Raw genomic sequence first — 23,043 nt, forward strand, 5'->3', positions numbered from 1 at the left:
CAAAATTAATCGCTGTTAAATAGACCTTTTCATTTCAAACTGTGACAACCAGTTGTTCAGTCCTACTCTTTCGCTAAGAAACTTATCTGTACTTTCTGAAGAATCATCCACATTGTTTAACGCTATCGCCTGCCCGTGATTTTTTTCTCTGATAGCATTAAAGAGCTTTGTACCAATTCCCTTATTTCTGTAATTCTTATCTACAGCAAACTGGTATACTTTTTTCGATGCAGGACCATAAACAATATATCCGACGAGCTTTTCCCCTTCATAAGCCCCTAAAGTCACATAATTTTCAGGCATCGGTTCCAATACGTAAACAGATCCCTGCCATGAAGGTTCAATATCCCAGAAAGAACATAACAACTCCCATTGAAAGTCTTTCAAATCTCGTATGGATACTTCAGTATTTCCTTTTTCCTGTTTAATATTCCCATTAAAGCAAAGCAGTCTTCTGACAATTGTAAAACCTAAATTTTCATAAGCCCTGATAGCAGGCTGATTTCCTTCGATAACTTCTAGCAACAGTGTATTTGCATTTCTTTCTTTTAAAACAGGAATGATAAAATCATACATTTTTCTTACCAAGCCTTTACCTCTGCTTTTCGGAACTACTCCTGTACCGCCATTGTAAATAATTTTCTCCCCGTTTTCAATTTTTTCGGACTGAAGGATAAAGCCAACCAGTTTCCCCTCTTCAAATGCTCCCGCAGACAAACTCAGATCTAATTTTTCTGCTGCAATTTTTGAAACAAGCACTTCTTTTGTCAAGTGAAAAGGAACAACATAATCAGAAAATGAGTAATTGAATACTGATAAAAGTTCATCTATTGTGATATCAGCTAAGGTTTTGAATTCCATAGGATCGTAAAAATTATAAGGTCAAAAAATTTTCCTTTATTAAGAATCAGGATACATACAAATATAAGAATTTTAAAGCAATCACCCTGAAATTGGGACTTTAAGAAAAAATGATACCCCTGAAAAATCAGAGGTATCTGTTTAAAAAATATTGAGGTGTGTTTTTTCTGAAAAATTATTCTTTGATCAGTTTTTCATAAGATGTACTTCCGTCTTTAAGCTGAATTTCAATATAGTAACTTCCTGATTTCAGATTTTCAATACTGATGCTTTCTCCATCCGGTTTTACTGACAGTACTTTTCTGCCCGTTGCTTCGTAGATATCAACGGATTTTATTTTGTCAGAATTTTTGAAATTAACGGTTGATTTTGCCGGATTAGGATATAGGTTTACCTTATTGCTATTGGCTGTAATTTCACTGGTAGATAAAGAGGCAGCTGTCATCGTCAATGTTGCATATCCTCTTCCTGCATCATGGTATCCTAAAGAAGTTCCTCCACTTTTACGGGCATAGAAGATATTGATTGTTCCAGCTGCATTGGCAATAGCAAAATCTCCTGTTCCACCTGTAAGTGACCTTGTTGCTACTACAGTTCTTGTAGATCCGGATACGGTGTTCGAAGTTTCTGTCCAGTCCTGAGATGCATCGGCCGAAGGTGCATTAGGAACATTACTGAACGAATAGTCTCTATTGGCAGAAGAGTTATAAATAAATCCGTCTGATCCAGCAGCCATCCCGGTAGTTCCAAAACCTATTCCCATCATAGAGTTGCTGTCACCTGTTACCGTAATCGTTACTCCTGAAGGAGTTGTATCTAATTTCACCGTCATGGAAGTTGCCGGTAAGTTTACCGTTCCTGACGAAAACTGTGCCAATGCGAAATTGGCAAGAAGTACGCTTAGCGCTAGTAGAGTTTTTTTCATATCAATTTTTTAAAAGATTAATAATTTCCTTGTTATTGGTTTGTAATGCATATTCAAAAGGGGTCATTCCCATTGAATCTTTCTTTGTTTTATCTGCTTTATACTTCAGCAGCTGTTCTACCAGATCTTTATTTCCGGATTTTACAGCCCAGAATAAAGGGGTGTATCCTGTTTCATCTGCAATATTGGGATCTGCTTTTTTCTTAAGCAGATGTTCTACAAGATCTTTGTTGTATTTAATCGCAAGACCTGCCAATGCCGTTCCTTCACGGCTTTTGTAATTGACATCTTTTACATTTTCAATCAGAAAATCGGCAACGTCTGTATTTCCTCTATAACATGCTAAAATAAGGGGTGAAAATCCGTGTTCATTGGTCTGATTAATCACATCCGGATTTTGCTTCATCAACTCCTGTACTTCAGTTACAGTCCCATTTCTTGCAATATCAAATATTGATTTCGCTTTTTCCTGAGCAGATACTACTGAACTCAGGAACAGTCCTAATATTAAGATGAAATGTCTCATTGTTTTATCATTACATAGTTGTATTCAATATTGACATTTTCAGCCACTTTCTTGGTAACCATTTTCGGAATAGTCACTTTATAATCTACAGGTCTTGCTACAAAACCTCCCTGCATATAGATTTTACCGTCTTTGGCATATAAAGTGGCAGCAGAGGTAACGGCTTTATCTACTCCATGAAAGTTTAATGTTCCCTGCACCGTATATTTCTGAGGACTTGTGGTAAGCTTTGTTTTATCAAAGTTGACAATCTTTCCTTTGAAAGTGGTTTTCGGATATTTTGCAGATTCAGCATAGCTTTCATTGAAATGCTCTTCCATTAATTTTGTTTTAAAATGAAAGTTTTTGACATTTGAAACTGACGCCATTTCACCATTGTCTGCATTGAGAATGACAACATTGTTGTCATCCTGAGCAAAAATATCATCAAACAGTGGTACCGAAGCTTCAAAAGTTACTTTCCCTGTTTTGGAGCTATATTTTTGTGCTGAAGCGTACCCTGCAGAAAGAAGTAATACGCTTAATAATGCTAATTTTTTCATATCATTTTTTTTAATTTTCATTTAGTCCGTCAGCTTTCCATTTGATAAACATATTGATTTGAGCTGCGGACATAGATCCTCCCTTTGGCATTTTCTCCGGATCACCATTAGGTCTCTGGATACGATCCAGAATTCCGTCAATATTACTTTTTACCTGATCATATGTAACTAAAGGTTTAAAACTTCCTGCAGAATGACAGCCTGCGCAGCTGTTATCCATAATGGGTTTTACATCTGCTGTATATTTTACAGATGCCGTTATCGGTGTGTTATCAGAAATCTCTTCATACGTTCTGCTGTCACAAGCCGTCAGTATGATTGCTGACGACAATATCAATAAGGATGTTAGCTTTTTCATATTAAAAAACTCTATAAAGATTAAACCCAAAGAAAATATGTCCCTTTCCCCATGCTCCTGTGGCATTGGTAAGATATCCGATATCAGAATTGATCTGGGAGTTTGTGAGTAAAAGCTGGAACACGTGTCCTCCTGTTTCTATATCTACGCCCAATGATAAAGGGTTTTTATAAAAACTGTGATCGTCAAAATTCACAAAGTATTCTGCATTTAAAGAAACTCTTTTTGAGATTTTATAGCGTCCTCCCAAACCTGCCAGAAACTGATTTTTGTTTTCAATGGTCGGTTCGTAAAGGTTTTTATGAACAAAGGAAGGTGTAAGCTGTACTGAAAGCTTATCACTGAATCTTCTTGAGATCAATGCCTGGGTAAGATAAGAAAGCCTGTCACTGAATGTAAGGTGTGGATAAGTATCTTTATCCAGTTCAGTATTAGCCCCCATTACATTATACCCCACAATATCCACCGGAAAGTTTTCACTTTGTTTTACCAGCCTGTACTTCACTGCTCCTTCAAAGGTTTTCATATTTGTTTCTCTGGACAGGCTTACCGAAACAGCATCTGAAATACCATAGATAGCACCTAATTTGGTTGAGGCATTATCCAGTCCGAAGAAATCTTTAAATCCTGCACTTATGTCACCAAATCTGTGGGCAACAATCATGTACCATTCTTTTTTGGCGGCTAGTTTCGTAGATTGTCCTGTTACAATCTGAAGGGCCTTGAAGGCCGGTTGTGAGGTTTCTGTATTGGTTTTAACAGTGTCAATATCTTTCAGCAGATCTTCCTGTGCAAAGACAAGACCTGAAGAAAACATTGACAAAAATAAGAGAGTTTTTGTCATATACAATTTGAATTAAATTATGATACAACAAACTTATTGAGTTCTCAATTCAAAAATAGGTGATAAAAGTCACCAGTCAAATTGTTTTTATCAATGACAGAAATAAACTTTTCAAACAATTGAAATTAGACAATTCTAACATTTTCATTTACAGGAACTTTTATTCCCTCTTTAGTCTGAACAATTTCACCTTCACTTTCAATTTTTTTTAAAACTCTGCTCACCACTTCTCTGGAAGTTCCCAAACTATTGGCAATTTCACGATGGGTAATCTTAATAGGATTGTTTCCTGTGGATGAAATCTGTTGTTTAATATAGTTCAGAACCCTCTTATCCAGCCTGTGGAAAACAGCATCATTAACCATGTTCATCACTTCTGAAAATCTTCGGTCATATTCATGGTAAAAGAGTTTATTAATCTCCGGAAATCTGGTAAGCCATTCGTGCATAATAGAAACGGGAATAAGAATCGCTTCCGAATCTTCTTCTGCAACGGCATATACCCTGCTGATATAATCTGTCAGAATAGATGAAAAGGTCATCAGACAACTATCTTTCGGTTTAATATAATAGTAGATAAGTTCTCTTCCATCATTAAGGGTAAAAACCTTGATAGAACCTTTTATTAAGAAAGGAACAAATTTATTTTTCTGTCCTTCTCTAATGATTTCAGTCTTTGCTTTTATATCAATAGCAACAGCATGTTTTTCAAGCTCAGATAAAAATTCAGCACCTAAAAAACCAAATTTATTTACAGCGAACGAGTTATCAATCATATCTTATATTTTCTGCTTTTTCTTAAACAAAGATATAAAATTGATATATCGTTACTATATATTTTCATGTTATTAAATAAAATTAACAATTAATCCATATTAACATCTTTCTTTACATTCATCCAAGAAAAAGACCCTGGCAAAAACCAAGGTATTTTATTATCAAACAAGCTTGTAGAGTAAGCTTTTGAATTTAGAATCTGTACTTAACATTGAATCCGTAAAAGAAATATGCTTTTCCTGGTCCCGGATTAAGATCTGTACTTACTCCTTTGGGATAACCATTTCCTGTATCAGAATCATTGATGCTGTTTCCTAAGAACAGGAAGGTATAATTGATCTGATTGGTAAGGTTATTTCCCATCACATATAAATCAAGATCAAAATTATTGAAAGATTTTTTAAATCCTAGCTTGGAATTAAGAAGTCCGAATCCTTTTACGAGATTTGTATTATTAAAATCAGAATATACATTTCCAAGATAATTATAGGTATTTACAAGATAGAACCCCGGTTTGGTAAAGATATCCAATCCAACAGCGTACTTATTTCTTGGCACTCCTACTACTGTCTTATGGTCGTACACCATTAGTTTTCCTACAGTTTTCCCTGTAACAGGGTCTTGATATTTAGGATCATAGATTGAAAAATCTTTATATTTTGTATCGTAATAAGAAAGATTTACAAAAGGAACAATTCTCTCAATAAATGAGTTCTCTGTTCTGTACTGATATCCTACACTAAACTCAAGTCCTGTATTTTTCTGACTTCCGGTATTAGCCCAGTACGTTTGCCCGCTTGTATTACCTGGTAAAAGCAGCTGTGTAAGTTTATTGGAATAGTCTATTCTGAATGCAGAAATACGGTAATCCAGCTTTGTATTCAGTAAAAGGCCATGTACACTGAAATCAAACATTTTTGCACGTTCAGGTTTTAAATCATCATTCGTTGTATTTGTAGCTGTAATAAATGAAGAAGCTGCCGTAGGAGAATTATAGCCTTCACTGTAGCTTAGATTAAAGATCTGATGCTTCCATTCTTTTTGCAAGGCAAAGTGAGGAGTATAGGCCATGTCATATTTCTTATTGAAAGACTGGTCCTTACGTCCCGCTACCAATCCTGGCAAAGCAAAAAGATCTTTCCTGTCATAGTTGGTTCTGTTACTACTTATTCCGGCTAATAATGTAAGTCCCCAAGGTTTATAAGAAAGATAATCGATCACAAAATAGGTGGATTGATTATTATTATATTTAAAATATGAGGCACCGCTCATGCCTGTTGTCTGCAAAGGTTCTGTTTCTGAGCCTGTAAACCTGTAACTTGAAGTAGTGGAAACAGAGTTTTGTATTTCTGCTCCAAAATCCAATCGGTTTTCAAAATCATTAAACTCGTTCTTTAAGGTAAAAGTGGAACGCAACCCTACATTCGGAGAACTTGTAATTCCATAAGCTCCTGCTGAAACACTTTCTGTATTTGCATTGTAATAAAACAGGGTTGTATAGTTTCTTAGGTTTGAAGTAAGACTTACTGTATTACTCAATCCTACTCTTGTTGATTTTATTTTTGTTCCTGAATTTTTACGGATATATGCTGGGTTTCCGTTATCTATGCCTGCATAATAATCGTCATATGAAATTTGTCCTGAAGTGTGCTCGTACGAGTAAGCCTGGCTTGCAAAGAAACTTAATTGATCTTTTTTGCTTAATTTCACGGTACCATTTACATTGAAGAAATTTTTCAGTCCTCCTCCATTAGGCCTGTATCCGTCTGTTTCAAGATGTCCATACGCTGCACTTATCGAGTAATTATCATCTGCAACATTCAACTGTGTTCTGGACTGGAAGGTTTTGAAAGCCCCAAACATCGCATTTTCTGAAACCGATGCTCCTTTTGTAAAATCCGGACGGGTATAAAAGCGGACTGCTCCACCTACGCCTCCACCGTACATAGTAGCTGCTGGACCTTTGATCACCTCAACATTGGTTACATAAGCAAAATCCACATCATCCAGTACAGTAATCCCTTCAGCGTTTGTTAAAGGTATATTATTCCAATACGCTTTTACTCCCCAATTATTAAATTTCTGATCATTCCCGTATCCTCTCAACACAAGTCTCTGCCCTCCGAAATTTGTTCGTTTATCCACCTGAAGTCCTGGCATGGTAGATAACGTCTGATCTATTGCCGCAGGGTTATTTCTATTAAGATCTTCTTCAGAAAGAGTTTCTACAGATTGTGCATGCCTTTTGAATTCTGCCCGTTCCTGTTTAATTTTTTTTCTGCCAAGGATATTCACCTCATCAATTGATCCTTCCTGTGTCTGCTGAGCATGTGCAATAGTACAGCCTAGCAAAGCTGCAATGCATATATATTTTTTCATTATTTATTTTTTTTCCATTAATACTATATTCTTTTTATCGCAAAGCTCATTTCCGGTGGAGGAAAAATAATGGCTAAATAATGAGTGTTTTTTTGTTGATTGTAATATTTTGAAATGGTTTCTAAGAAATGATTTGAAAAAAAACTGAATTCTTTTTCATCAAAAACGGCAAAGGAACCTGGTATCTTAAGTATATTTTTGTTGTGACCGGGAAGATCAATCTGTAGTTTTAAGTATTTTTTTTTGAATGCAAATTTTTTCGAAAAGCTCAACAAAGAATTGATGATAATATCTTTTTTATCAATATAACATAAAAAATATTTTTCACCATTAACCATACTTATTTTGATAATGTCATAAGAAGCTCCGTGAAGGCTAAATTCGTTTACTTCTTTCCATTCTGCTTCTGCCAGGTCTCTTTCAGTAAAACATATGGTTTCGTACTTTCTGAAATGATTTTGCGCAATACAGTATTGCGTCTTCTTATATAATTCTTTTTTAACATGAGCAACTACAGAATACATCACATTACTGAATAATATGATTACCGGAATACATAGAAAAATAAAAAGTAGTTTTTTGTTCAAAAAATGGAAAAATTTAAGGGGCAGGTTCTTCTGAAGACACCACAAAGGTAAATTTTGAAATATTAATTTTATACGGTACCTGAGATCCCTGGACAGTATACTCTATCCAATTGTCTTTTGGATTTAATTTTTGCGGAACAGAATTTTCTACAGGTACTCCAGCCTGCATTTGATCAGCAGTCTTTGTATCTACACCATTTTTGTAAGGAAGATTTCCTCTTATTATGATCGTACTGCCTGAATTATTCTGTACAAACGGAATGGTATTTCCTTCCGCTCTAAAAGCTTTTACAGTGATGACACTGTTATTGTTCTTCTTCAGTTTAACAATATATACAGCTCCTCTTACTCCTGCTCTTCCTCCTATCCATTCTGATTTTTCAGCAGAGATCACAGATATTTTCTTATCCTGGTATAAAGAGGATACCGGCGTCCCGCAGGAAGCCAGCATCCAAAATAATATTAAATACAATTGATTATTCATTTTCTAATCATCATCACCTCCCGTCCGTCCTAACACAAGGAAGTTACCACTATAAACGATTTCACCTTTAAACTCCGCTTTCAAAATATAATTTCCAGGAACAAGTTTTTGTCCGAATTCTTCATCAGACTTTACATTTTTCTTACTGTATACTAATCTTCCTGAGCCATCCACTATGCTTATATCCACACTGCTGTATTTAGCAGTATCAAATCTCAGATGAGAAATTCCTTTTGAAGGATTCGGATATATAATGTTCATGTTTTTTCTTGATTTGGTTTCAGCTGTTGATAAAGCAGGTAGTGTATTCTGGGTTGTCCATGCTCCTCTACCATATGTAGAAACCAAAACTGTTTTGGTAACAGGTCTGTAATCTAAGTTGGTAATTCTTACATTTCCTATATTTCCTGTTACTGAAGCCCATTCCGGAGTTGTTGCAAGGAAATTAGTTGTTCCCCAAACTCCCATTTCTGTTCCTACCAGCACTTCATTTGGATTGTCGGGATTCCTTAATACAGTTCTTACAGGCATATCAGGAAGGTTCCCTTCTTTGTTCTGCCATGTAGTTCCTCCGTCTGTAGAGTAGAAAACACTGGTAAGGTTATAATTGGATAAGGTTACGATAATTTCATTTTCGTTGGCGCCAAATTCTATATCAGAAACAGTTCCTGTTATGGGTGATGTCAGCAAGGTTGCTGCATATGCAGTAGTGTTGGCATTTGTTACTTTAAATATTCTCCCCAGGTTGGTTCCTACAAAAAGTGTTGTAGAAGCTGTAGTATAGGGAGATACTTTCATCCATGAAATCTGCTCATTTGTTTGTGCGGTTCCTACTGTCACCACATTATTGGTAAAAGATGTTGCTGATGCAGAAAGTCCACTTGTTCTGAAAAGGGTAAGACCGGAACGGTAAGAATAGAAGACATCATTGGTTCTGTCAAGCGCTATTTCGTTCACAAAGTGCCCTAAACTTCTGTTAGCACTGGTAGTAATAAGGTTATATGCGTTATTTGTCAATAAATAGTGGTTATTGTTTGTATAACTTGCAATTTCGTAGTTATCCTGATCATCATATTCTGTGTACATCCCGTCACCACCTGTAGCCGATTGGCTGGTAAGGAAATTATTAGCCTGTGGTACTCCATACAGCCACCATGAGCCATTATCCTGTGCTCCTGCTAATAGTTCTTCATCTGCCGGTGTTTTTGTGGGGTTCAGCATGGCAGAATAAAACTGCGTTACATTGTATCTGGTATTTCTGGAGGCTAGCCCACCAACAGCTCCGACATTAGCTTTATTGGCAGCATAATAGATTCCTCCATCATTACCAAACATCATTTGCCCTGTTGCATAATTATTATAAGGATTGAATACAATTTCATGCTGGTCAGCATGTACCTGTGAAACCTGTAGGGCTGCCATGTTATTATTATTGGACCACTTTGAGATCTGTGTCCAGCTTGTTCCTCCATTGGTAGATTTATGCAGATCAATACCACCTATATACAAGGTATTATCGTCCAGAGGATCTGTTGCAATGATCAGGTCATAAAAAGATTGTCCTCTTGTAAAGTCATTAGCAGGAATACTAGTATCGGTTGCAGTAGGCAGCGACAAAACAGGCGCAGCGTCATTTGTTGCCTGCCAAGTTGCTCCGCCATCTGCAGATTTTGCTATTCTGATAGGTTCTGCAGAAGATGCACCCTGCATAAATGCATATATTTTGTTGGCATCTGTTCTTGAAAGAGTAAAGTTAACTCTCGAGCCACTGCTTCCTACATTATATACCTGATTAAAAGTATTTCCATCTGTGGATTTAAAAATTCGTCCTCCGGAATCTATATTGGAAAATCTGGAAGATCTGGTAGAAACTCATACTGCATTGTCTGCTCCAATTTCTATCTGTTGAATAGAATATCCTGTTGTGCTGGTCACGCCAGTAGTTGTATTAAGAGCTAATAAGCTGTTATTTTTTGTAAATGTTGTTCCACCATCTGTAGACTTGTACAATCCAGCCTGGCTTAATCCCTGCCATCCGTCATTAAACGAAATTCCTACATAAGCACCGCTTACTCCGGCATATACTTCTGAAACGCCGTTATTATTCCTTACTTTAATATCATTGATATAGAAATTACCATTTCTTACTCCGGAAGAAGAATAAGTTACCGGAATGGTGAAAATCTGTGTCCAGGTGGTTCCTCCGTTCGTTGATTTCCATATTCCTGATCCTACTGCATCACCGGTTGGAGCTTCTCCTGTTCCTACATAAAAAATTTGTGGATTATTGGGGTCATACGTAATACTTGAAACAGAGGTATTGGCCCAGAATGTACTTAATGGCTGCCATTCATTGGCTGCCACTGAAGGGTCCTGATTTACCCAAAGCCCTCCTGAAACGCTTCCTGCAAAAACTCTTTTCCCTGTAGGATCATTTGGGTCATACATAATTGCTCTTGTTCTTCCTCCTACACTATATGGTCCTCTTTCAATCCAGGGCTCGTCTACTATTTTGCCCGTAGTAGAGGTATTGTGATTAGAAATAAAAGACATAGGTTGTGAAGGCTGATATTTACCTGTTAAGATGTCCTCATTTACCTTTGCCAGTCCTTCAAAGTTGGTTCTCCCTGTTACAGGATCCATTGTTCTTTTGTAATCCTCTTCATTGTATAAATTAGGAGGTATTCCTGCTGCTTTTGCAATTTTATGAGCCTTTTTAAGGTTTTTGTCATATTTAGCATAAAGTTCCTGTAGGTGTTTTTGATTGTCCTTAAGTGTATTTTGCTTTTGTGCATACACATTCATACAGAGTAGAACCGCTGCAATAGGATATATTTTCATTTCATTCAATTTTTTTACAAATTTAATAAAGAAAATTAATTATTTAACCAATTTAAATTAATTATCAATAATTTACAGCAAAAATTAACATTATACATTAAATTGAATAATTTGTGTTTTTTTAATATGTTTTTTAAATAAAATTGCGAAAAATATAAAAAAAGAAAAAAAGAAACTGATTAGTGAATTATATGCAAAAGCAGGTAACAAAAAATACCCTGGTAAAAACCAGGGTATCCTTTATTTTATGTAAAAGAAATCTTACGCTTGAACGTTGTTTCCTCCTAATACGAAAGGCTCAACTTCTTTGATTTCTCCGAACTGCTGCTCGTAGTTAGCGATGTTCTGTTGAAGAGCGCTTAATACTCTTTTAGCGTGAAGTGGAGCAAGAATTACTCTTGATCTTACTTTAGCCTGCTGAACACCTGGCATCAACTGAATAAAGTCTACTACAAATTCAGATGGAGAGTGGTTTACTAAAGCTAGGTTAGCATAGATACCAGCAGCTACCATTTCGTTTAATTCGATGTTGATGTTTCCGTCTTGTGGATTTTGATTGTTGTCCATTGTTATAAATTATGTTTTTAAAATTCGAAATTTGAGATTGTGAAAATATAAAAATAATTTCAAATCCCAAATTTCAAATCATTAATTTTAGTTAAGGTCTTCGAATTCTTTCTTAGAACCTACAATAACGTTCTGATACTCTTTAAGACCTGTACCTGCAGGGATTCTGTGTCCTACAATTACATTTTCTTTAAGACCGTTAAGATCGTCTATCTTACCAGCAACTGCTGCTTCGTTAAGAACTTTAGTTGTTTCCTGGAATGATGCTGCAGACATGAATGATTTAGTCTGAAGGGCAGCTCTTGTAATACCTTGCAGTACAGGAGTTGCAGTAGCAGGAAGAGCTTCTCTTACTTCTACCAATGCTAAATCTTCACGCTTCAACTTAGAGTTTTCATCTCTTAATTCTCTTGCAGTAATCATCTGACCTGGTTTGAATTCTTTAGAATCACCAGCATCTACTACTACTTTAAGACCAAATACTCTGTTGTTTTCTTCCAAGAAATCATACTTGTGCTCAAGAGCTCCTTCAAGGAATTGAGTATCACCTCCATCTACGATAGATACTTTCGTCATCATCTGTCTTACGATAATTTCGAAGTGCTTGTCGTCGATTTTCACCCCCTGTAGACGGTAAACTTCCTGAATCTCATTTACTAAGTATTCCTGAACGGCTGTTGGGCCTTTAATTCTTAAGATATCTTCCGGTGTGATAGAACCGTCAGAAAGTGGAGAACCTGCTCTTACGAAGTCATTCTCCTGAACAAGAATCTGGTTAGAAAGTTTTACCAAGTAAATTTTTCTTTCTCCAGTTTTAGCCTCAACAATAAGTTCACGGTTACCTCTCTTGATTTTTCCGTAAGAAACTACCCCGTCGATTTCAGTAACAACCGCTGGATTTGAAGGGTTTCTTGCTTCGAATAATTCGGTAACTCTCGGAAGACCTCCGGTGATATCCCCTGCTTTTGCAGATTTTCTTGGGATCTTGATTAAGACTTTACCAGCCTTAATTTTTTCACCATCGTTTACCATTAAGTGGGCTCCTACCGGTAAGTTGTAAGCTTTTTGCTCAACTCCTTTAGAGTCTACCACTTTCAAGGTAGGTACGGCTTTCTTATTTCTGGATTCAGAGATTACTTTCTCTTCGAATCCTGTTTGTTCGTCAATTTCAAGCTGGAATGAAATACCCTGGATGATATCCTCGTATTCTACCTTACCTGAAGTTTCAGCAATGATAACCGCATTATACGGATCCCATCTACAGATTGTATCACCTTTCTTCACTTTATCACCTGGTTTTACAGATAATATAGATCCGTAAGGTACGTTAGCTACCATTAATGGAGTTCTTGACTCATTATCAGCAACTAATCTGAATTCTGTTGAACGGGAAACTACAACCTCAGCTGTATTACCGTTTTCATCTTCAGAAGTAATGGTTCTTACTTCATCCATTTCTACGATACCATCTCTTCTTGCAACGATAGATGGGTTTTCTGATACGTTACCTGCAGTACCCCCTTGGTGGAAGGTTCTCAACGTAAGCTGAGTACCTGGCTCCCCAATGGATTGTGCTGCAATTACACCTACCGCTTCACCCATGTGGATCACTTTACCTGTTGCTAAGTTTCTACCGTAACATTTTGCACAGATACCTTTCTTAGCTTCACAAGTTAATGGTGAACGAACCTCCACAGCTTCTAATCCTGCTTCTTCGATTCTCTTCGCCAAAGATTCAATGATCACCTGATCTGCGCTTGCAATAAGTTCGTCAGTTTCAGGATCGTAAATATTATGAAGGGATACTCTACCTAAGATTCTTTCAGAGATTCTTTCAACGATCTCGTCATTTTTCTTAAGTGCAGTAACTTCTGTACCTCTCAATGTTCCACAGTCGTCTTCTGTAACGATAACGTCCTGTGCAACGTCTACCAATCTTCTCGTTAAGTAACCGGCATCGGCTGTCTTAAGAGCGGTATCCGCAAGACCCTTACGAGCACCGTGGGTAGAGATAAAGTACTCTAGAATCGAAAGACCTTCCTTAAAGTTGGCAAGGATCGGGTTTTCGATGATCTCCGCTCCGGTAGAACCGGCTTTCTGCGGTTTTGCCATCAAACCTCTCATCCCTGATAACTGACGGATCTGTTCTTTAGAACCCCTCGCTCCAGAGTCAAGCATCATATATACAGAGTTGAAACCACCTTGGTCAGTTTTCATTCTGCTCATGATCATTTCAGTTAACCCAGCGTTGGTATTTGTCCAAACGTCGATTACCTGGTTATAACGTTCTGTATCGGTAATCAGACCCATGTTATAGTTGGCTCTAATTTCGTCTACAGTTTCAATTGATTGTGCAATCATCTGTTTTTTCTCAACAGGAACTACAATATCCCCAAGTGAGAAAGAAAGACCACCTTTGAATGCGTTTGAATACCCTAGGTCTTTCATTGCATCAAGGAACTTCACAGTTGTAGGGAAATCTGTATCAGCAAGGATCTTACCGATAACGTTTCTCAATGATTTCTTCGTAAGAAGTTCATTGATATATCCTACCTGCTTAGGTACAATCTGGTTGAACAGGATTCTACCTACAGAAGTTTCGATTAATCTTGTAACGATTTTTCCATCTTCTTTGATAGGTAGTCTACATCTTACTTTAGCATTTAAAGATACTCTACCTTCAGCGTAAGCAATTTCTGCTTCTTCAGGAGAATAGAATGCAAGACCTTCTCCTTTTACTTTCATCGTCTCAGTAGAGCTTAATTCTTTAGTCATGAAATAAAGACCAAGAACCATGTCCTGAGATGGTACTGTAATTGGAGAACCGTTTGCAGGGTTCAAGATGTTTTGAGAACCTAACATCAATAACTGAGCTTCAAGGATCGCTTCTGGTCCTAGTGGCAAGTGTACTGCCATCTGGTCACCATCGAAATCGGCGTTGAAGGCCGTAGTTACTAACGGGTGTAGCTGGATTGCCTTACCTTCGATCATCTTAGGTTGGAAAGCCTGAATACCCAGTCTGTGAAGAGTAGGTGCTCTGTTCAATAGAACAGGGTGACCTTTCATCACGTTTTCAAGGATATCATAAACTACCGGTTCTTTTCTGTCGATAATTCTCTTTGCAGATTTTACTGTTTTTACAATACCTCTTTCAATTAGTTTTCTAATGATGAACGGTTTGTAAAGTTCAGCTGCCATATCTTTAGGAATACCACATTCGTGAAGCTGTAAGTTTGGACCTACAACAATTACCGAACGCGCAGAGTAGTCAACCCTTTTCCCTAGTAAGTTCTGACGGAAACGACCCTGCTTACCTTTCAATGAATCAGAAAGTGATTTCAATGGTCTGTTTGATTCAGATTTTACTGCAGAAGATTTTCTTGTGTTATCGAATAATGAATCTACTGATTCCTGAAGCATACGCTTCTCGTTTCTCAAGATTACTTCAGGAGCTTTGATCTCCAATAATCTCTTCAAACGGTTATTTCTGATGATAACTCTTCTATAAAGGTCATTCAAGTCAGAAGTAGCGAAACGTCCTCCATCCAATGGAACCAATGGTCTTAGTTCTGGTGGGATAACAGGAAGTACACGCATGATCATCCACTCTGGTCTGTTGATCATTCTTGTATTAGCACCTCTTAATGCTTCTACAACGTTTAATCTCTTAAGAGCTTCTGTTCTTCTTTGTTTTGAACCTTCGTTGTGAGCTTTGTGTCTCAAGTCGAAAGACAATGCATCAAGATCGATTCTTTTTAATAGATCTTCTACAGCTTCAGCACCCATTCTGGCGATGAATTTGTTTGGATCAGAATCATCAAGATACTGGTTTTCTACAGGAAGAGTTTCCATGATATCAAGGTACTCTTCTTCTGTAAGGAATTCCATATTTTCAAAATCAGAACCGTCTAATTTTTTAGCAATACCCTGCTGAATCACTACATATCTTTCGTAGTAGATGATCATATCTAATTTCTTAGAAGGAATTCCTAAAAGGTATCCGATTTTGTTTGGTAATGAACGGAAATACCAGATGTGTGCAATTGGAACTACAAGGTTAATGTGCCCTATTCTCTCTCTTCTTACTTTTTTCTCAGTAACTTCTACTCCACAACGGTCACAAACGATCCCTTTGTAACGAATTCTCTTGTATTTACCACAAGCACATTCGTAATCCTTTACAGGACCAAAGATTTTCTCACAAAATAGCCCGTCTCTTTCAGGCTTGTGAGTTCTGTAGTTAATAGTTTCCGGCTTTAAAACCTCCCCTCTTGAATCTTGTAAAATAGACTCCGGTGAAGCTAGACCGATGGTTATTTTATTAAATCTACTTGATTTATTTTTATTTGACATAATTTTTTTTAGATTTTAGATTTCAGATTTCAGATTTCAGAAGAAATCATCATTCCAAATTCAAGGATTATAAAATTGTTAGAGTGTCGTAGTCTGACATGTTGTGTCTGACATCTGATATCTTACTCCTCCAATCTTACGTCTAATCCAAGACCTTGTAACTCGTGAAGTAATACATTGAATGATTCCGGAATACCTGGTTCAGGCATAGATTCACCTTTTGCAATGGCTTCATAAGTTTTTGCTCTACCAATCACGTCATCCGACTTCACAGTAAGGATCTCTCTAAGGATGTTAGATGCACCGAATGCTTCAAGTGCCCAAACCTCCATCTCTCCGAATCTCTGACCTCCGAACTGAGCTTTACCTCCTAACGGCTGCTGAGTAATCAATGAGTAAGGACCAATAGAACGTGCGTGCATCTTATCATCTACCATGTGTCCTAGTTTCAACATGTAAATGATACCTACTGTTGCAGCCTGAGTAAATCTTTCTCCGGTACCACCATCATAAAGGTGAGTGTGACCGAATTTAGGAAGACCTGCTTTCTCAGTATATTCAGTAATCTGATCAAGACTTGCTCCGTCGAAGATTGGCGTAGCGAACTTCAATCCTAATTTTCTACCAGCCCATCCAAGAACGGTTTCGTAGATCTGACCAATGTTCATACGAGAAGGTACCCCTAGTGGATTCAATACGATATCTACTGGTGTTCCGTCTTCAAGGAATGGCATATCTTCTTCACGAACGATTCTTGAAACGATACCTTTGTTACCGTGACGTCCTGCCATTTTATCACCTACATTCAGTTTACGTTTCTTAGCGATGTAAACTTTAGCCAACTTCATGATCCCTGCCGGAAGCTCATCTCCGATTGAAATTGCGAATTTCTCACGGTTTTTAACTCCCTGGATGTCGTTATATTTGATTTTGTAATTGTGAATCAATTGTTTGATCAATTCATTCTTGTCAGCGTCAACTGTCCAGTCTGAACCGCTAACGTTTACATAATCTTCAACTGAAGTTAATAACTTGTGAGTGAATTTCACACCTTTACCGATGATTTCTTCGTCCAGGTCATTTTGTACCCCTTGAGAAGTTTTACCGCTTACCAGTGTGTTTAATTTTTCAATTAAAGTATTTCTCAACTCGTCAAACTTAGCCTTGTAAGTGTTTTCAATTTCTTCAAGTTTAAGTTTTTCTTCAGTTCTTTTCTTTTTGTCTTTAATGTTTCTGGAGAACAATTTCTTGTTGATAACAACTCCTCTTAATGAAGAGTCAGCTTTCAATGAAGCATCCTTCACATCACCAGCTTTATCACCGAAGATTGCTCTAAGAAGCTTTTCTTCAGGAGTCGGGTCAGATTCACCTTTTGGAGTAATTTTACCAATCATGATATCTCCAGGCTTCACTTCAGCACCGATTCTGATCATACCGTTCTCGTCAAGATCTTTAGTAGCTTCTTCAGATACGTTTGGAATATCTGCTGTAAGCTCTTCCATACCTAATTTAGTATCACGAACTTCAAGAGAATATTCATCCACGTGGATTGAAGTAAACCAGTCTTCACGTACAACTTTTTCGTTGATTACGATGGCATCCTCGAAGTTGTATCCTTTCCAAGGCATGAACGCTACCACTAAGTTTCTACCAAGAGCTAATTCTCCTTTTTCAGTAGCATAACCGTCGCAAAGTACCTGTCCTTTTTCCACTACATCACCTACTCTTACGTTTGGTCTTAGGGTAATGGTTGTACTCTGGTTAGTTTTTCTGAACTTAGTAAGGTTGTATGTTTTAGTAGCAGACTCGAATTGTACTAAATCTTCGTCTTCGCTTCTTTCATATTTAATAACGATTCTGTCAGCATCTACGTACTGTACTGTACCTGTACCTTCAGCGTTAATTAAAATTCTTGAATCTCTTGCAACTTGTTGCTCAAGCCCTGTACCCACGATTGGAGCCTGTGGTTTCAATAGAGGAACGGCCTGACGCATCATGTTAGATCCCATCAATGCACGGTTCGCATCATCATGCTCAAGGAACGGAATTAATGATGCAGAAATACCAGAGATCTGGTTTGGTGCAACATCAATAAGGTTAACCTGAGATGGCTCCACTACAGGGTAGTCACCATCTAATCTTGCAATAATTCTATCTGTTAAGAAATCACCGTTATCGCTCAATTCAACGTTTGCCTGAGCAATTACTTTGTCTTCTTCGTCTTCTGCATTAAGGTAAATAGGATCAGCATTAAGATTAATCTTACCTTCTTCTACTTTTCTATATGGAGTTTCGATGAAACCTAGTCTGTTGATTTTAGCATAAATACCAAGGGATGAAATCAAACCGATGTTTGGTCCTTCCGGAGTTTCAATCGGGCAAATTCTTCCATAGTGAGTATGGTGAACGTCTCGAACCTCGAAACCTGCTCTTTCTCTTGATAAACCACCAGGCCCTAGTGCAGATAATCTTCTCTTGTGAGTAATTTCTGATAGAGGGTTGGTTTGGTCCATGAACTGAGAAAGCTGGTTGGTACCAAAGAATGAGTTAATTACAGATGTTAATGTCTTAGCATTTACAAGGTCAAGTGGAGTAAAGATTTCGTTATCTCTAACGTTCATTCTTTCCTTGATTGTTCTTGCAATTCTTGAAAGACCTACCCCGAACTGTCCAGCTAATTGCTCACCAACAGTTTTAATTCTTCTGTTTGATAAGTGGTCAATATCATCAACCTCAGCCTTAGAGTTTACAAGCTCGATTAAGTGTCTTACGATAGCAATGATATCTTCTTTTGTAAGAACCTCAGTTGTCGTTGGAATATTAAGACCTAGCTTTTTGTTCAATCTGTAACGTCCTACCTCACCTAATGAATATCTTTGCTCAGAGAAGAATAATTTTTCAATAATTCCTCTTGCAGTTTCCTCATCTGGTGGATCTGCATTTCTTAACTGACGATAAATATACTCTACTGCTTCTTTTTCAGAGTTAGTAGGGTCTTTTTGTAATGTATTCTGGATGATAGAGAATTCGTTGCTGTTTTCTTTGTGAATCAGGATTGATTTCACACCAGCATCAAGAATAAGATCCAAGTGTTCTTTTTCAAGAATAGTTTCTCTATCCAAGATGATTTCGTTTCTTTCGATAGAAACTACTTCACCTGTATCTTCGTCTACGAAATCTTCGAACCAAGTGTTCAATACTCTCGCAGCCAATGTTCTCCCTTCTACTTTTTTAAGGGCAGCTTTAGAAACTTTCACTTCTTCAGCAAGGTCGAAGATCTGAAGGATGTCCTTGTCAGATTCATAACCAATCGCTCTTAATAGAGTTGTTAATGGTAATTTTTTCTTACGGTCGATATACGCGTACATTACGCTGTTGATATCTGTTGTAAATTCCATCCAAGATCCTTTGAAAGGGATAATTCTTGAATAGTAAAGTTTGGTTCCGTTTGCGTGGTAAGTTTGTCCGAAGAATACACCAGGTGAACGGTGAAGCTGCGTAACAATAACTCTTTCAGCACCATTGATGATAAAAGAACCACTTGGCGTCATATAAGGAACCGGACCTAAGTATACGTCCTGAACCACTGTTTGGAAATCTTCGTGTTCCGGGTCAGTACAATACAATTTAAGTCTAGCTTTTAGAGGAACTGAATACGTAAGTCCTCTTTCCACACACTCATCGATTGAATAACGTGGAGAATCTACCAGATAGTCTAAGAATTCTAATACGAATTGGTTTCTTGAATCCGTAATTGGGAAATTCTCTTGGAAAGTCTTGTAAAGAGCTTCTGTCTTTCTGGCTTCAGGAAGTGTATCAAGCTGGAAAAATTCTCTGAAAGACTCAATTTGGATATCCAAAAAGTCCGGAGTGATGATTTTTCCTTTCGCTGATGAGAAATTAATTCTCGGATTTCCTTGAGTTGTTGATTTTGTTTTACTCATAAAACTTTTAAGAAAGGGTTAAAAAATATTTTGATTCATTAAAAAATATCAGAAAAGAACAACAAACAAGATAAAAGTAAAAGGTAAAAGTGTTTTTGGCGCTCACAAAGGACCTTAAGCTCTTTTAAACTTTGTACATAGTTCTTTCTAACTGCAACACTGGTATATCTTTTCACAGCGTAATGCAAAATATTTTTATTACTTTTGAGGCAGTATTACCGCAGTATTTATATACACGAAATCCCTTCCATGTTTTACACAATGAAAGAGTTGATTTTCAGTATTTTATAAATTTACAAACAATTTTTCGCGCCAAAAGAGGGGCAAAGATACAAAAAGTTATCCACAATAACAAATAAAACCTCTCATTTTGAGACTCTTAAAACAAGAGAGGCTGCCCAAATATGAGCAACCCCTCCACAACACAAGCTAATCCTATGATTATTTCACAATAACCTTATAAGATTTTATTTTTGATTTAGTTTCTATTTTAATAATATACACTCCTGTAGGAAGTGAAGAAGTATCAATACCTGTATGAGCATTAAAACGATCTGTCTTAACAACCTGTCCTTGTGCAGAAAACAAAGTATATACACCTTCCTCTCCTGATATAATTCTAAGATTTTCTCCTGCTTTTACAGGATTCGGATATACTTTTACATCATTCACTGCATCGATAATTTCTGCGGAGGTAATTTTTGCCGTATTGGATGCATTTTTCAATAATGAAGCATAAGGTGAAAGTGGGGAATCCGGAGATCCTCTTTTTACAAGATCTGTATCTACAACAGCCTGAATCCCATCTTTTTCTTTATCATTAATTATTGAGATAAAACCTCCTCCTAATGTATCAAGGTTTGCTTTTCCGATCTGATAAAGGTCAGGATCTGAACCATTGGAAGTAATATCCAGAAAGTCCGGTTTATCATCTCCGTCTGTATTTTTAAGTGGATATTTCAATATGCCTGAATCAGGGGAAGTTTCCAGAATATCTGCAATTCCGTTTTTACCTACCGAAACATTTGCATCAATAATACCGTTATGATCAGAATCAATCTGATTGATGACTGAGGTCGGAATTCCAGACTCAAATAAATCCAGGATACCATCATTATCAGAATCAAGATCAAGATAATTAGGAACAGAATCTCCCAATACCGGCGTCAGCAGAATATCTCCTTCATTATCATCATCCTGGAACTTGCCGTTTTTATCAAAATCTTCTACTGCATCCGGAATTCCGTCATTATCAGAATCCAGATCACAGGCATCTACAATTCCGTCACCATCTGTATCGAGTGCAGGAGATTTGTCATTTACGGCTGTACATCCTTCCGCACAGTCAGGAATCCCGTTTCCGTTATTATCTATGCTGTCATCTCCTCCCTGGCATTGATCAAAACAGTTCGGAACTCCATCATTATCATCATCTCTGCTTGCAAAAGCATTGTAGATATAATAGTTTTGAGGAATACGAATAGCCGTTCCGCTGTTGAAAGTGATTTTAATACGGTTAAAAGGTTTTGTTGATTTCCCTCCAACATAAAATTTATTAGAATCCGTTGTGAAGAAATTTCCACTGATAAGACTTCCTGAACTCGTAAAAGTATCTGTCAAGATATTTCCGTTGTACAATGTCACAGTGATATTTTCCAGAACACTTACTCCAAGAAGATTACCTGCTTTTTCTACAGTAAATCCAGCCATTGTATTGGCAGGAAGCACTGCATTAGTTCCTACCGTAGCAAACGCTGAGAAAAGACTGAAAATAGAGGCAGCCGGAACAGTAGCCGTAGCATAATTGGAAGGATTATTATCTACAATCGCTTCGGGACTGGTCATTTTAGCTAAAATAAGACCGAGGAATCCTGGTCCGGAAGTCCATGGAGTACCTGCAACTAGATTTCCCGGTACAGCAGAACCACTGGTCTGGATTTTATCATCACAATCACAAGTAACAGGTTCTTCGAATGCATAATATACTTTCAGGGCTCCTAAATTAAATCCTAGGGTTTGAGTAACTTTTAACCTTACTTCATTGAAAGGTTTAGTAGTAGTCAAGGTAACCTTTTGTTTTCCTGAGCCATAACCTAATACTTTGATATTAATCAAGCCTCCTCCGTCGGACAACTGTTTTGAATCCTGAAGCTGTCCAAAAAGATAAGTTTCTATGGTAATATTTTTTAAAAACTCTGCACTTAACAGTTTACCCTGATCATCCGGTTCTATTACAAAACCTGTTCTGTTTCCTGCCGGGTAGGTCTGATTTTTGTCTAAAACGCCTACTGAATAAGAACCCAATAATCCCACTGGCAGAACAATTGATCCATAAGAATTTTTGTTCCCATCACCTATTTTTTCTTTATTCTGAACATAGGAAAGCGGAGCAAGAAAACTGCTGCTTCCGGATACATTTCCATCCACACCGCTTCCCGCAATGATATCATCACAAATACCATTGTTATCCGTAGGTACTTTTGCAGAATCAAATGCAAATGCATAATATACATTCATTGCACTGAATATAGAAAGAGCATTGGTCTGATATAATCTTACTTCATCAAATTCTTTTGAAGTTTTAAAATGAAGAAATATTCTGTTTTTACTTCCTCCGAATGCAGGTACTGACAAAAGCGTACTGCTGGTAGTTGTTTCCTGAAGAATCCCATTTTTATAAGTACTGATTCTTAAAGAACTCAAAAGATCTATCGTGATAAAACTTGTTCCAATATCTACATTGAAACCGGTAATATATCCCGCAGGATAAGTTGTATTTTTATTCTTTACGGAGATTCCGTTTCCACTTAAAAGAGAAGCGAAATTACCCATACTTACATTATTATCAAGGCTGGCATCCACGACGGGATTCATACTTCCGTTATAACAGGCAAGACATATCCCTGAATTGTTGACAGGTTTTGCTTCTACACCCATCCCACGGATTGGTTCATAGCCCTGCTGTGCCCAAACTCCTGCAGACATCATCAATGTCATGAGCAGCACAGCTAACTTTTCGAATAATTTTCTGGTCATTTTTTATTTTTTTAAGGTT

16 protein-coding genes are annotated in these 23,043 nt (G+C 37.2%); all 16 read right to left on the reverse strand.

Features of this window, described 5'->3' with window-relative positions; all coding sequences use genetic code 11:
* Positions 1 to 15: 15 nt before the first annotated feature.
* The 16 genes from PZ898_RS11835 to PZ898_RS11910 all read right to left on the reverse strand — a co-directional run bounded on the left by PZ898_RS11835 (position 16) and on the right by PZ898_RS11910 (position 23,024).
* Positions 16 to 861, reverse strand: coding sequence for a GNAT family N-acetyltransferase (locus PZ898_RS11835; RefSeq protein ID WP_277695585.1), 846 nt, complete (start codon positions 859 to 861; stop codon positions 16 to 18).
* 175 nt (positions 862 to 1,036) lie between these two features.
* On the reverse strand, positions 1,037 to 1,786 hold the full coding sequence (locus tag PZ898_RS11840) for a T9SS type A sorting domain-containing protein (RefSeq protein WP_277695586.1): 750 nt from the start codon (positions 1,784 to 1,786) through the stop codon (positions 1,037 to 1,039).
* 1 nt (position 1,787) lies between these two features.
* Positions 1,788 to 2,312 (reverse strand): ankyrin repeat domain-containing protein, encoded by a 525-nt coding sequence (locus PZ898_RS11845; protein ID WP_062675833.1) that lies wholly within the window; start codon positions 2,310 to 2,312, stop codon positions 1,788 to 1,790.
* Positions 2,309 to 2,854, reverse strand: a complete 546-nt coding sequence (locus PZ898_RS11850; protein ID WP_062675921.1) for a YceI family protein — start codon at positions 2,852 to 2,854, stop codon at positions 2,309 to 2,311. Before PZ898_RS11850 ends, PZ898_RS11845 begins: the two co-directional genes overlap by 4 nt.
* Positions 2,855 to 2,864: 10 nt before the next feature.
* Positions 2,865 to 3,212: a hypothetical protein gene (locus PZ898_RS11855; RefSeq protein ID WP_277695587.1), complete on the reverse strand. Its 348-nt coding sequence runs from the start codon at positions 3,210 to 3,212 to the stop codon at positions 2,865 to 2,867.
* 1 nt (position 3,213) lies between these two features.
* Positions 3,214 to 4,056: a DUF5777 family beta-barrel protein gene (locus PZ898_RS11860; RefSeq protein WP_120232794.1), complete on the reverse strand. Its 843-nt coding sequence runs from the start codon at positions 4,054 to 4,056 to the stop codon at positions 3,214 to 3,216.
* Positions 4,057 to 4,181: 125 nt separating this feature from the next.
* Entirely contained in the window at positions 4,182 to 4,832 is a 651-nt protein-coding gene (locus tag PZ898_RS11865; protein ID WP_277695588.1) for a Crp/Fnr family transcriptional regulator, read from the reverse strand.
* 193 nt (positions 4,833 to 5,025) lie between these two features.
* Entirely contained in the window at positions 5,026 to 7,212 is a 2,187-nt protein-coding gene (locus PZ898_RS11870) for a TonB-dependent receptor (protein WP_277695589.1), read from the reverse strand.
* 23 nt (positions 7,213 to 7,235) lie between these two features.
* Positions 7,236 to 7,799: a hypothetical protein gene (locus PZ898_RS11875; RefSeq protein WP_277695590.1), complete on the reverse strand. Its 564-nt coding sequence runs from the start codon at positions 7,797 to 7,799 to the stop codon at positions 7,236 to 7,238.
* Positions 7,800 to 7,812: 13 nt separating this feature from the next.
* The gene (locus PZ898_RS11880) at positions 7,813 to 8,283 is read right to left on the reverse strand and encodes a hypothetical protein (protein WP_277695591.1); all 471 of its coding nucleotides are present in this window, start codon (positions 8,281 to 8,283) and stop codon (positions 7,813 to 7,815) included.
* A 3-nt stretch (positions 8,284 to 8,286) separates the two neighbouring features.
* On the reverse strand, positions 8,287 to 9,993 hold the full coding sequence (locus PZ898_RS11885; RefSeq protein ID WP_277695592.1) for a T9SS type A sorting domain-containing protein: 1,707 nt from the start codon (positions 9,991 to 9,993) through the stop codon (positions 8,287 to 8,289).
* A gap of 162 nt (positions 9,994 to 10,155) precedes the next feature.
* Positions 10,156 to 11,124, reverse strand: coding sequence for a hypothetical protein (locus PZ898_RS11890; protein ID WP_277695593.1), 969 nt, complete (start codon positions 11,122 to 11,124; stop codon positions 10,156 to 10,158).
* 261 nt (positions 11,125 to 11,385) lie between these two features.
* On the reverse strand, positions 11,386 to 11,691 hold the full coding sequence (locus PZ898_RS11895; RefSeq protein WP_027375539.1) for a DUF3467 domain-containing protein: 306 nt from the start codon (positions 11,689 to 11,691) through the stop codon (positions 11,386 to 11,388).
* 87 nt (positions 11,692 to 11,778) lie between these two features.
* A complete protein-coding gene (gene rpoC, locus PZ898_RS11900) occupies positions 11,779 to 16,044 on the reverse strand; it encodes a DNA-directed RNA polymerase subunit beta' (RefSeq protein WP_120232790.1) in 4,266 nt (1,421 codons plus the stop codon).
* Positions 16,045 to 16,166: 122 nt separating this feature from the next.
* Entirely contained in the window at positions 16,167 to 19,988 is a 3,822-nt protein-coding gene (gene rpoB, locus PZ898_RS11905) for a DNA-directed RNA polymerase subunit beta (protein WP_062675824.1), read from the reverse strand.
* A 441-nt stretch (positions 19,989 to 20,429) separates the two neighbouring features.
* Positions 20,430 to 23,024, reverse strand: coding sequence for a T9SS type A sorting domain-containing protein (locus PZ898_RS11910; RefSeq protein WP_277693429.1), 2,595 nt, complete (start codon positions 23,022 to 23,024; stop codon positions 20,430 to 20,432).
* Positions 23,025 to 23,043: the final 19 nt, after the last annotated feature.

Source organism: Chryseobacterium sp. WX (assembly GCF_029542485.1).
Lineage (GTDB): Bacteria > Bacteroidota > Bacteroidia > Flavobacteriales > Weeksellaceae > Chryseobacterium > Chryseobacterium cucumeris.